Source organism: Bacillus sp. MN7755 (assembly GCF_054771475.1).
The window spans coordinates 296,705-309,038 of sequence record NZ_BTRL01000007.1 but is presented as its reverse complement, the minus strand read 5'-3'; the positions used below and the strand labels follow the sequence as shown (position 1 = coordinate 309,038).

Below are 12,334 nucleotides of genomic sequence, written 5' to 3'. Positions count from 1 at the left end.
TTTTTATGCCTCTCTATAACTTTTTGCGGTAATGACTGTTTCGAATTCAAAGGTTTCCGGCAGGTGATCAGCATAAGAGTACTCAAAAGTGCGCCCGTCCGTTAAATAGGCTACTTGTTCAACTCTCATTAAGAAATCTTGAATTGTTAAGTTCATAAATTGCTTTTCCCTATCATCTGGGCGAACCCCTTTGACCCTAACAACGGATGTTCCTACTTCAAGTCCAAGTTTATTTTGAATGTGCGAGTAGATCGATTCCTCTAAAACCGAAGCTTCAACACCTGGGATGACCGAAATAGGCATCCATGTATGCTCCATAATCGTTGGAATACTGTGAATGATGCGGAGACGGATGATTTTATATACAAAATCCCCCACTGAAATGCCCAATTTTTCAGCAATGATTTCATCGGCACCGACAATCGTAAACTCGATAATTTCACTTTCTACCTCACTGCCATAAACGGCTTTCGTACCTGTTAAAGTTTGAATCATTCGTGCCTTTTCCTGCTGACGCCAATCTTGAACGACTGTTCCACTTCCGCGGCGGCGGATGATGTATCCGTCTCTCACTAACAGATCCAGCGCTTTTTTAATAGTAAGAGCTGAAACACCAAATTCTTCAGCAAGGACGGGGCTACTTGGAATTTTTTCATTAATTTTATATTCGCCGTCTAAAATTTGCTGTTTAATTTTTTGGTAAATGCCGAGGTATTTTACTTGTGTTGATCCGCTTGCCATTTCCATACCTCCTTTATGCTGTATCCCCTCTTCTATTCATTCAAGTTTAAAGCCTCAAGTTTGTAAACTGAAGGTGATGGAGCAACAAATCCGTTTTCCAAGATTTCAATATTCGTTACCGCTTCTTCGTCTTTCACAAGTTTTGGTGCACCATTTACAATTGTGTCATACGCTGCATCATAGAAACGACCGTAATCACCAAGCGGCGTTTTAATTTGTTTTTCAATCCAGTCACCATTTGCATTACGATATTTAGCAACTCCATAGTACATCGGTGAATCTTCACCAAATCCTGCACTCTCAGGCATAATACCCGCTTTCAAATCATTTTCCTGCTGATCTTCACCGTATTTAATAAACGATCCATTTGTTCCATGAACGATAAAGCGTGGATAATCTTTCGCTACAACATGGTTCGTTTTCAGATTAATTTTCAACTGATTTCCGTAATGTAGACCAACATCGAAATAATTATCAACCGCACCTTCCACTTCATTATTACGAATATCGTATGTAACAGTATCTGGACGGCCAAATAATGAAATCATACGGTCCATCGTATGAATACCTAAACTGTAGAATGAACCTTCTTCTTTTGGAGCTTCATGAGAGATGGAGCCAGGACGGAAGTAATCAATGTGTGATTCAACCTCAACAATATCACCAAGGAATCCTTGTTCCACAACTTGCTTAACAGCTAAGAAATCACCATCAAAACGACGGTTTTGATAAGGCATAACTACTACACCTTTCTCTCGTCCTAAAGCTAATAATTCTTTCGCATGTTCTACTGTATCGCAAAATGGTTTTTCAACGATAACCGATTTCCCAGCAAGTATAACTTTTTTCGCTAATTCGTAATGCGTATGTGCTGGCGTACAGATTGTCACTACTTGGATTTCTTTGTCATTCAACAATTCGTCCAAATCAGTAGTGAAATAAACACCTTTACTCTTATATGGAGCCGCTAATTCTTCACTAATTTGGCGGCCAAAAATCGTTTTTACTTTTATATTTTTACGTGTATTTACATACGGTAAATGATAGCGTTTAGCTGATTTTCCAAATCCAATAAAGCCCATTGTTAATGTCATATTCTTCAACTTCCTTGCTTATAAAATTTTGTTTCTATTTTTATTATATATTTTTATTATTAAAAGTATATAGTTTTGATTTTAAATATATATAATAAATAAAAAAAGTCGGGATACAAATCATTTCGATTTTCATCCCGACTTTTTTACTTTAAGTTATGAACCTATAAATTTAAACATTGCTTAAGAGCTATTAGATCACACTCTTATTGATACATATAAGAACGTGTCATCGGAATTGTATCGTTAATACCTTTTGTAAATACAAATTGATGTAAATCAATATTACCTGTAAAGAACGAAGCTGCACATGCATTTAAATATAAACGCCACATACGAATGAATCGCTCATCTTTCGTTTTGCGAACTTCCTCCAGTACGTTTTCAAAATTTTGAGCCCAATGTTGTAATGTTTTCCCGTAATGTCTACGTAAGCTTTCCACATCAACAATGAAAAATTGTTCATTTGTCATGTTCGTGATTAATTCATTAACAGCAGGAACATATCCACCTGGGAATATATATTTTTCAATCCAACCATTCGTAGCACCACCATTAGCCGGAGAAGTAATACAATGAAGAAGAGAAATCCCACCATCGTTTAGCAGTTCATTCACTGTCTCAAATTATTGCGTAATGTTGTCTTTTCCTACATGTTCAATCATACCTACACTAACAATTTTATCAAATTTAAGATTCTTAATATCACGGTAATCAAGTAAGGATACTTCAACTAAATCTGTAAGTCCCTCTTGTTTAATTCGCTCGGAAGTTTTTGCATATTGTTCCTCACTTAACGTTACTCCCATCGCTTTTACACCGTACTGCTTAGCGGCAGCTGTAATGAGCTCACCCCAACCACAACCAATGTCTAATAACGTATCACCTTTTTGAAGGTTCAACTTTTTCAAAATATGATTCACTTTATTATGCTGAGCTGTCGTTAAAGAATCTTGCTCATTTTGGAAATACGCACAAGAATACGTCATCGTTTCATCAAGCCACAATTTATAGAAATCGTTCCCAATATCATAATGATGAGCAATATCATCTTTATTTTTTTGTTTTGAGAAATTCCATTTACTTTTGGAATATTGCAACTTACTATCACCTAAAAAGCTATCCTGCCTTTTATAAATAGATTGAATTGCTTTTTCAAGGTTACCCTTTATTTCAAGGTCCCCATTCATATATGCTTCACCGAATGCAATAGAAGGACCCTTTGCAAGCTCTTTTTTTGAAAGCGGCTTATGGAATGTTACATGAAATTGAGGTTCCCCTTCTCCATATTGGATTGTTTCTCCATTCCAAAGTGTAATTTGAACTGGATCTGAAAAAAGATTTTTAAGTATTTTTTTATAAAAAAGTTCTTCAACCATATAAACATCTCCTACTAAAAAAATTGAACAAAAAACTATTCTAGTTAATAAGTCTTTTTGAACATAGCTTAAAACCGTTATGGCTTCTTGCTACGAGTGTCATTATAAAACGGTTATATTATGAAGCATAGTACGTACTTTAAAGTGATGAAGGCACTTTTAAGTACCTATGATGAATGATAAATTAAACATTCACCCTACTAAAACAGCTGCTGATATGGTATAGACCCTTACTTTTCACCATAGTAACTTTCTAACGTTTTATACTGAAAAAACACCACCTCTTCATGGGGTGGTGTTTTCAATATTACATATATAGATTTCACTTAACTTTACCATTTTTTCTATCTATGCATCGTTCTCCCCATACTGTTAATTGGTTTAATACATTTTGTAAAGACCAACCATAATCAGTTAAGGAGTATTCTACCCGAGGTGGAATTTCTGTATAGATTTTACGTGTAATCACACCATCTTCTTCTAACTCACGTAATTGCTGAGTCAACATTCTAACAGAAATTTCAGGAATCAAACGTTGCAACTCACTCGTTCTCTTTGTCCCTTTCGTTAAGTGACATAAAATAACGACCTTCCACTTTCCCCCGATAATTTCTAAAGTTGCTTCTATCGGTATATTATATTGTTTCACCCGTGCTCCTCTCCTTTTTTCTAAATTTCTTCTCTATTGTTGCGTAAAAACAAATAATTTTCTATACGGCACATTTTAGTTCCTACAGCACAAAAAAGTACCTATATTACCAAAAAGTAATTATGCTGCTTAAAAAATCTCCCTATATATACATGACAAAACAACAAGAAAAAAACGAACATATTTTTGTTCGTTTTTTCCTTGTTTATTCAGCTGCTGTTATGAGCATAGATGTGTTCCTATTCTTGTCGAGATGATTTTCTCCCCAGTGACAAAGAGAATCGAGTATAGAATCTAAAGAATGACCGTAATCAGTTAAAGAATACTCTACTTTTGGCGGCACTTGATTATACACTTTTCTCTCGATTACACCATCTTCTTCTAATTCACGTAATTGTTGTGTTAACATCTTTTGTGTAATACCAGACATTAATTGTTTTAATTCGCACGTTCTCTTTTTGTCTTTCTTCAAATGACAAAGGATAACTACTTTCCACTTCCCACCGATAACCTCTAAAGTCGCCTCTACAGGAATATTGTATGTTTTCATATAAAAATCTCCTTTAATAATGTTATAAGGCAAGTAAGCTAAAGATTTAAATATTACTTTTAAGTATCTATAGCACCTTAAAGTACGTACTTTTTATTGTGTTAAACATGTTTCATAATAGCATACGTAAACAGTAACTGAGTAGTACGGCACTAAAAAGTACCTGTATTACTTTTTAGTATCTATATCACTTTAAAGTACGTACTTTTCATTATGTAAAATACATTTCATAATAGCATTTGTAAGAGTTGAGTGAGTCATGCAGTATTAGAAATTACATTTTAGTACCGTACTTTAAAGTGCGTACTTTTTTAGCTGTTTCAATACTTTTATCATGCATTTTGTCAGACGATGAAATGACATGTTTTCATTTTCACATCCATTCACAATGATTTATTAATTTTTAAATACATTTTAGGAGGATATCTATAATGAGTAAATTACTAAAAGAAAAAATTGGTTTTGGTACAGCACCACTAGGAAATATGTACCGTAATATCCCAGAAGAAGAGGCAATCGCTACAGTGGATGCTGCTTGGGAGAATGGCGTTCGTTACTTTGATACAGCTCCACTTTATGGATCTGGTTTAGCAGAAATTCGTCTTGGTGAAGCACTATCAAAAAGAAATCGTGATGATTACTTTTTAAGTACAAAAGTAGGTCGAACGATTTCAGATGAACTAGAAGATCCATCTGCACGTGATTTAGGTGAAAAAGGCGGACTGTTCGAATTTGGTCGTAAAAATAAAATGATCAATGACTACAGCGCAGATGCAACACTTCGCTCTATCGAGCAAAGTTTGAAACGTTTAAAAACAGATCGACTAGACTTTGTTTTCATTCATGATTTAGCACAAGACTTTTATGGTGATGAGTGGATTTCACAATTTGAAATTGCTCGAACAGGAGCATTCCGTGCGCTAACACGCTTACGTGAAGAAGGCGTCATTAAAGGCTGGGGACTTGGAGTAAACAAAGTAGAATCGATTGAACTTATGCTTGATTTAGAAGAAGCGAAGCCAAATATCTCCTTACTAGCTGGTCGTTATTCATTACTAGACCACGAGCGTGCATTGCAACGAGTAATGCCAGCAGCTGTAAAGCATAATATGGATATTGTCGTTGGTGGCCCATATAGCTCAGGTATTCTTGCTGGAGGTGCTCACTTTGAATACCAAAAAGCATCACCAGAAATTATTGCAAAAGTTGAGAAAATCAAAGCTCTTGCAGATCGTCACGAAATCAGCATCAAGGCTGCTGCATTACAATTTTCATTAGCAAATCCAGCAGTTGCTGCCGTTGTTCCTGGTGCAAGTAAACCGGAACGTATTGCAGAAGACCAAACTGCATTAAGCACAGTAATTCCAGCAGCATTCTGGGAAGAAATGCGCGAACAAAAACTAGTAGCACCTAATGCACCACTACCAATCAACGTAAAATAATTTGAAACCTTAATCAGTAGGGTCATCCCCCACTGATTATTTGCTCGCAAATATCGAGATAAAAAGGAGCGTAATGAACATGGCACATACTACTACATCTATGGAAATTTTCGGTTCACCTGAACAAGTATGGCAATTAATCGGAGGTTTCAACTCCCTTCCAGACTGGTTACCTTATATACCTAGCAGTAAATTAACTGAAGGCGGTCGTGTACGTCATCTAGCTAATCCAGATGGTGATACGATTATAGAGCGCTTAGAAGTATTCAATGATAAGGAACGCTACTACACGTATTCAATCATGAATGCACCATTCCCAGTCACTAATTATCTATCTACAATCAAAGTTAAAGAAGGTACCGAAAGTAACACATCGTTAGTAGAATGGTCTGGTACTTTCACTCCTGTAGAGGTTAGTGATGAAGAGGCAATTAATCTGTTTCATAGCATCTACAGCGATGGACTGAAGGCATTGCAACAAGCATTTTTAGATTGATCTACTAAAAACAATGAAAAGCAGAGCGATATCGCTTTGCTTTTCATTGTTTTTAGGTATATGAAATTATATCGACGATTTTTCAATTATATCGATCACAATTTGAAATATATCAACGATTTTTTCAATATATTGACGTTTCGACAAAGGATATCGACTTACCGACAAATAACGACGTTTCAGCACTATAAAAACAGCAAAGCATCCAGTGCTTTGCCGCTTATCAAATTACTTTTTACGTATGAAACAACTTTCCTTCTACCGCCTTAATATATCTTTCAGCAGAACGTTCAACTGCCTCATTTGCATTTTCTTTTACTACTCGATGAAAAGCGTTGTATAAACGATTAAACTGTAACGGCTTCACTCGATTCACCATTTCTTCCACTTTTTTCGCTGGTAATGGAATCAAGTTTGGATAGCTGTACATGAAGCTTACCCATCGTTCATCCGCTACAACTTGAATAATATCACCTGTTAACAAAATTCCTTTTCCATCATTACCTTCTTCCCAATGTAATACAGATCCTCCTTTGAAATGGCCTCCTAAACGATGGATGACCAATCCATCAGCTAATTGTAAAGACTCACCAGACCAATAAATAATACGACTACTCGGGCGCATTACCCATTCTTTATCATCTTCGTGTATATAAATTGGTACATCGAACGTCTCCGCCCATTCTACTTGTGTTGAATAATAATGAGGATGAGACAATGCAATCGCATCTAATCCGCCAAGCTCTTTTATCTTCTCAATTGTCGTTTCATCTAAATAAGTAATACAGTCCCATAGTAAACGATATGATTCTGTTTTCACTACAAATGCCGTTTGCCCGATTGCAAACTCTGGTTTTGTCGTAATACTATAAAGCCCATTTTCTTCTTCAATTATTTCATTTTTGTATGTATCATCTGTTTGCAAGTTTTCTAAAGTCGTCCAAGACTGCCCTTTCGGATTAACATATTGCCTCTCTTCATCACAAATATGACAACTCACCGGTTCTTCTACACTCGCTGCATACTGCACACCACACGTTGTACAAACGAAATTTTTCATCATAATTCCCCCTATCCCTATTTCTTTATTAAGCTGATTTTTGTTGGTAATGATCTGCTTTTTTATTTTCAATTAACAAACTTATAAAAGTAAGGAAATAGACAACTGTAACCGATAATGGAATTACAGTAAATCCTTTTTCTGCAAAAAGAATCCCGCAAACTGACGTTACAAATACAGTCCCTACTGACAATAAACCATAACTTTTACTTTCATAAATCCATACGTACGGGATAAAATGAACACCTATTAACATTGCTACTACAAAAGGTAACCATTCTGGAAATTGAAAATAGGCAAGTAATACAAGCGGAATATTCAATACATTTATCCCACCAATTAATCCTGCCAAAACCCCTAACGGATTTCCTTTCGCAAACATATCAATTTTCAATATAGCACCTATCATTAAGCCAAAAGGAAATACACAACCCATACCGATTAAATATACCCATACCACTTGTTTTTCAGAAAGAACAAAACCCGTTATACTCATAACTATCCAAAATAAAACGCCAGCTAATATAATTGGCAAGCCCCTCTTCGTTTTTATTGCTAAATCCTTTTTCGCTTCTGAAACATTCATCTCACCATCTCCCCCAAAATATTTGTATTATAAAGTCACCTCAACCTCGTCCATCCAATACCGCCAAGCTACTAAATAATCTTCTAAATCTTTCGGGTGGTGCCTTAAACACGTATCTATACGCAAATATAAGCAAATAACTATTTCTTCATATAACTCACTGTCTTTTTTATGAAATACACATTGTTTCATCACATAATCAATCGTTTCTTTCGTTAAATCTTCCGGAGTTGAACAGAACGCATAAATTAAATCGTATATAGGATCTCCTAACACTGGTAAAGGATCAATTACACCGTGCAGCTTATTTCCTTGAAATATACAATTATGGAATCCAAGATCACCATGCAATAAAAATGGCTGATTTATTTCAGCGTCCCTCTTTGCTAATTTAAGAACAATTCTATACTCTTCTTTACTTATGTAACGTCTTACATTTTCATAAGCTTCCATCACATTTTTCGTTAAAAATTCATTCCAAGATTGAACCGGACTTTCTTTCCATCCCCAACCATCTATATCTGAAACTATTTCATACTTATTAATAACTTCATTTACAAGAGTACTAAGCGTAATTCGTTTATGTCCCTGTTTGCACGAAGTACTACCTTCAAGGAAAGAATACACAATATATGTATGTAAAGGTTCCTTATACAAAAGATTTGAAAATATAGCGTTTCCCTCATAAAAAGAAAGAAAATTAGCTTCTTCACGTATTACTTCCGCTTTATTCAGCTTTACAACGTATTTTCCATCCAACAAATATACAGTACTTGTCGTTCCTCCATTCAACACTTTTATGCTATTTGGATAACGTGAAATAACTTCCTCCTTAACTAGTTGTGTAGCGATTACTGAAATGTCCATTCCCTCACCCTTTAATTCCGAAGATTCCTTCAATTCAAAAGACAACTTTACTATTATTTGACAAACGAATAGGAAACCCCTTCCAAAATCATAATATAACAAAAATTCATTCACTTTTACATTTCAAAAATAAGGAAATACTAACAACAACGTTACATACATATAGGAGGACACTATGAAACCTGAATTTTTAAAAGCTGTACATGATGCCATCGGAAATGTCGAACACATTCATATAGAGGAAAGTGGTGCCGACAGCTTACTTATCCATCATGATGATGCACAGCAGTTAAAACAAGTCGCTGAAACGTTAGAAAACAACAATTTCCGCTCTGCTTTAAGAACAACTGGAGATGCTTCGTATATTGAAGTATTGAACAGATAATGAAAGTCCGGACGTATTCCGGGCTTTCTTTTTATATTGAAACTTCAAACTCTTTCACATACACCGCTGTTCCCGCAATATCAATTTGTAAATTCTCATTTTCTACATCTTTCGTTACATATACCGTTACACGACCATCTTTATTCATTTCCTGTCCTTGTTCAACGATTAACTCCATTTCATGATTAAAATCTTTCTCCAAATACGTCGCATAATACGCTCCCATTACACCTGAAGCTGTTCCTGTCACTGGATCTTCAATCGTTCCAGCATAAGCTGATGAGAAATGACGCCCATGCATTTGCACCTGTTCATCATAAGTTTCTAAACAAACTGGATGAATAGAAGCATTAGGTATTTCTTTTAATACGGATGGGAATGCATCATTATGAGGTCTCATTCTCTCACATGCATCTAGATTTTTAATCGGTACAATTACAGTCCAGTTCCCCGTACTTCCATATACAATTGGTAAACTTACATCTAAATCATTTTCTTCTAAACCAATACTATGAGCTAATGCTTCTGTTGAACCTGCAAAATCTTTAAACTGAGGTGCTGCCTGCCCCATTTTAATAAAGGTTTCTTCATTTTCATTTACAACTATTTGTATCGGTAAAATCCCGGCCTTCGTTTCAATCGTAAGGTTTGCTTTCTCTTCTAATAAACCTCTTTCACGCAAGGCATATATAGTCCCAACTGTCCCGTGTCCACATAAATCCATTTCATAACCAGGTGTAAAATAACGCATTCTTATATCTGCTACTTCTGAAGAAAGAACGAAAGATGTTTCGTTAAATCCAACTTTTTCAGCAGTACGCTGCATCTCCCCTTCTGTTAATCCATCCGCCTCTAATACAACACCTGCTGGATTCCCCATATTTGGTTTATTCGTAAATGCATCGTAATGAAATACCTTTATAGTCTTCATTTTCTTTTCTCCTAATCTTCTTTAAAAATTTTATAATAAAGCTCTATCTCCGTTTTCAACGAACAATTATTCCTCCAAAATATCCTCTGCATCTTTTCATTTGAAGTATGTGTACTTCCGATATAATAAGTAGCCCCCATTTTCTTTAACATATGCAACGATTGAAGATGCATATGGGAAGCAATTCCTTTCTCGCGATAATAAGGCATTACCCCAAAATAAAATAATCGTCCTTCACTTTCTGTTCCAGTTTCTATATGCGGTATGGACATACCAATCGGCTCATTTTTATCATAAAAAACAATACATGACTTTTCCCAGCCCTTACCTAACTCTGTTTGCACTGAATAAAAATGCTCATCGATAGTTAAAATTGAAGTTTGATTCCCTGAACCCGACATACATTGTTCCCAAATATATTTAAATTCTTTTTCCGATAACGTTCCTTCTGCTATTGATCGATATGTATATTGTCTTTCAGGCTCTTCTACATTGTTCAATTCTCTACATACTTCTATCTTTGCGGCATACAAAGAAAAACCGGCATCAAGTAACACTCTCACACTTGAGTTATAACTACTAAACCTTTTGTTTAATACAATACTTGCTCTTTTTAACTCCAAATTAAAACAAACCTCTTCAAATCTACTTATCTTTTCTTTATATATTTGTACGTTATACAAAACATCTTCTTCTATTTCTTCAATCGTTACTGCATTTGGTAAGCCATTTAATACTTTTTTAGAAGGGCCAAATAGATTCTGAATGATTGCAAGAGCGTATATCACCACTTCAATTCCCCCACACCAGGCTCAATAAACTTCCCTGAAATATCCTCATTTGAATCTATTACCCAATCATATATATTTTTTGCTCCTTCAGCCGGAGTCATATTCGCATCAAAGGCACCAATATCAGTTTTTAATTTTCCTGGGTGAATGGCAGTTACACGAATTCCTTTATTCTCAAACTCTTGTTGTAAGCAGAGTGTTAACATATTTTGTGCAGCTTTAGCAATTCGATATGAATATGAGAACTGGCCTTGCGGAAACTCTTTGTTCGCCATTTTATGTAATGATCCTAATCGAGAGGACACATTTATTATTCTCGGATGATCCGATTTAGCTAACGCCACATATGTACCTTTTACAGCCCGAATTACACCTAAGCAATGAATATTAAATAAGTCCGTTAACTCTTCTGAATTTGTATGTAAAATCTCAGTCTCCTTCCCAGTAATGCCAGCGTTATTTATAACTAGATCAACATACTCTGTATATTCCTCAAGCTGCTTCTTAATTTGCTCCGTACTCTCATCAGCCGATAAGTCTGCCAATATAGGAAAACATCTACCACTAAACATTTGCTTCAATTGCGTTACCGCAACCTCAGTTCTAACTAATGGATAAACGATATGCCCATTTTCATGAAATACTTTTACTAACTGTAACCCTAACCCGCGGCTGCCACCTGTAATAAACACTCTCATATATTCATCTCCTTATTTTTATAATAAATAAGAAAATCCATCCACTTACCATTCTCCAAAGAAAACGCCTCTCTCTTGCATTCAAATGAAAAGCCTGCTCTTTCTGCAAGACGCACTGATGGCTCATTATCAACACGTATATGTAATTCGATTCTATGAAAATGAAGACTATTAAAAAATAACGATATCGCAGCTTTCACACTTTCAATACCGTATCCATTTTTCCAATATTGATTATGTATGGCATACCCCATCATCGCCCACTGATAGTCCATACGTAAAATTTTTATAAGCTCTAGCTTTCCAATATTAGCTCCGTCTTCTTTACGAAAAATGCCTAATACATACATCTCATCTCGATGTGCTGCTTCATCAAAACCTCTTATCCATTCCGTGAACCATTCTTTTGTTGATGATGCCATAACTTGATAACCATCGTCATATTTATACTGAGATGGTAGCCTCTTATTAAATCCATATAACCAACTTTCATAATCATCTTTTTGAAATGGACGGATAATGAGTCTCTCTGTCTCTACTTGTAATAGCGGTAGCTTCATTTACATCTCATCCCTCGATTATTAATTGAATATTCTTTATCATCTTACACAAAATACAAAATCTAGTAAATTATTATGTTTTTGATAGACAAAAACCCAGTCATG

The 12,334-nt window shown here is 35.4% G+C and carries 14 protein-coding genes and 1 pseudogene; 3 read left to right on the top strand and 12 right to left on the bottom strand.

What is annotated here, in order from left to right; all coding sequences use genetic code 11:
- Positions 1 to 3 precede the first annotated feature (3 nt).
- The 5 genes and pseudogenes from ACYVEC_RS06770 to ACYVEC_RS06750 form a co-directional block, all read right to left on the bottom strand.
- Positions 4 to 741 carry a GntR family transcriptional regulator gene (locus ACYVEC_RS06770; protein ID WP_063221901.1) on the bottom strand — a complete coding sequence of 246 codons (738 nt, stop codon included), beginning with the start codon at positions 739 to 741 and terminating at the stop codon, positions 4 to 6.
- A 32-nt stretch (positions 742 to 773) separates the two neighbouring features.
- On the bottom strand, positions 774 to 1,835 hold the full coding sequence (locus tag ACYVEC_RS06765) for an oxidoreductase (protein WP_336448366.1): 1,062 nt from the start codon (positions 1,833 to 1,835) through the stop codon (positions 774 to 776).
- Positions 1,836 to 2,041: 206 nt separating this feature from the next.
- Positions 2,042 to 3,214, bottom strand: a pseudogene (locus tag ACYVEC_RS06760) (cyclopropane-fatty-acyl-phospholipid synthase).
- Between the two features lie 322 nt (positions 3,215 to 3,536).
- Entirely contained in the window at positions 3,537 to 3,863 is a 327-nt protein-coding gene (locus ACYVEC_RS06755; RefSeq protein ID WP_283881903.1) for a winged helix-turn-helix transcriptional regulator, read from the bottom strand.
- Between the two features lie 205 nt (positions 3,864 to 4,068).
- On the bottom strand, positions 4,069 to 4,413 hold the full coding sequence (locus ACYVEC_RS06750; RefSeq protein ID WP_336448368.1) for a winged helix-turn-helix transcriptional regulator: 345 nt from the start codon (positions 4,411 to 4,413) through the stop codon (positions 4,069 to 4,071).
- Positions 4,414 to 4,844: 431 nt separating this feature from the next.
- On the opposite strand from ACYVEC_RS06750, the gene ACYVEC_RS06745 reads away from it, so the two are divergent.
- Both ACYVEC_RS06745 and ACYVEC_RS06740 read left to right on the top strand, forming a co-directional pair.
- Positions 4,845 to 5,855 carry an aldo/keto reductase gene (locus tag ACYVEC_RS06745; protein WP_460505973.1) on the top strand — a complete coding sequence of 337 codons (1,011 nt, stop codon included), beginning with the start codon at positions 4,845 to 4,847 and terminating at the stop codon, positions 5,853 to 5,855.
- Between the two features lie 79 nt (positions 5,856 to 5,934).
- Positions 5,935 to 6,351 (top strand): SRPBCC family protein, encoded by a 417-nt coding sequence (locus tag ACYVEC_RS06740; protein ID WP_063221905.1) that lies wholly within the window; start codon positions 5,935 to 5,937, stop codon positions 6,349 to 6,351.
- A 235-nt stretch (positions 6,352 to 6,586) separates the two neighbouring features.
- Here the strand turns inward: ACYVEC_RS06740 and ACYVEC_RS06735 are convergent, their stop codons facing one another.
- The 3 genes from ACYVEC_RS06735 to ACYVEC_RS06725 are packed head-to-tail and all read right to left on the bottom strand — an operon-like array spanning position 6,587 to position 8,864.
- Entirely contained in the window at positions 6,587 to 7,414 is an 828-nt protein-coding gene (locus ACYVEC_RS06735; protein WP_098556089.1) for an MBL fold metallo-hydrolase, read from the bottom strand.
- 25 nt (positions 7,415 to 7,439) lie between these two features.
- Positions 7,440 to 7,997, bottom strand: coding sequence for a DUF7010 family protein (locus ACYVEC_RS06730; protein WP_098556091.1), 558 nt, complete (start codon positions 7,995 to 7,997; stop codon positions 7,440 to 7,442).
- Positions 7,998 to 8,024: 27 nt separating this feature from the next.
- Complete coding sequence (locus ACYVEC_RS06725) at positions 8,025 to 8,864, bottom strand: aminoglycoside phosphotransferase family protein (protein ID WP_098556093.1); 840 nt, start codon at positions 8,862 to 8,864, stop codon at positions 8,025 to 8,027.
- A 175-nt stretch (positions 8,865 to 9,039) separates the two neighbouring features.
- Between ACYVEC_RS06725 and ACYVEC_RS06720 the strand changes: the two genes are divergently transcribed.
- A complete protein-coding gene (locus tag ACYVEC_RS06720; RefSeq protein ID WP_000801648.1) occupies positions 9,040 to 9,249 on the top strand; it encodes a hypothetical protein in 210 nt (69 codons plus the stop codon).
- A 31-nt stretch (positions 9,250 to 9,280) separates the two neighbouring features.
- Here ACYVEC_RS06720 and ACYVEC_RS06715 read toward each other — a convergent pair whose 3' ends face one another.
- The 4 genes from ACYVEC_RS06715 to ACYVEC_RS06700 are packed head-to-tail and all read right to left on the bottom strand — an operon-like array spanning position 9,281 to position 12,229.
- Complete coding sequence (locus tag ACYVEC_RS06715; RefSeq protein ID WP_098556095.1) at positions 9,281 to 10,180, bottom strand: PhzF family phenazine biosynthesis protein; 900 nt, start codon at positions 10,178 to 10,180, stop codon at positions 9,281 to 9,283.
- A gap of 11 nt (positions 10,181 to 10,191) precedes the next feature.
- Positions 10,192 to 10,968, bottom strand: a complete 777-nt coding sequence (locus ACYVEC_RS06710) for a GNAT family N-acetyltransferase (protein ID WP_063221981.1) — start codon at positions 10,966 to 10,968, stop codon at positions 10,192 to 10,194.
- Positions 10,965 to 11,669 (bottom strand): SDR family NAD(P)-dependent oxidoreductase, encoded by a 705-nt coding sequence (locus ACYVEC_RS06705; protein WP_063221909.1) that lies wholly within the window; start codon positions 11,667 to 11,669, stop codon positions 10,965 to 10,967. Before ACYVEC_RS06705 ends, ACYVEC_RS06710 begins: the two co-directional genes overlap by 4 nt.
- Positions 11,666 to 12,229 (bottom strand): GNAT family N-acetyltransferase, encoded by a 564-nt coding sequence (locus tag ACYVEC_RS06700; protein WP_063221910.1) that lies wholly within the window; start codon positions 12,227 to 12,229, stop codon positions 11,666 to 11,668. The genes ACYVEC_RS06705 and ACYVEC_RS06700 overlap by 4 nt, the downstream gene beginning before the upstream one ends.
- Between the last annotated feature and the right edge of the window lie 105 nt (positions 12,230 to 12,334).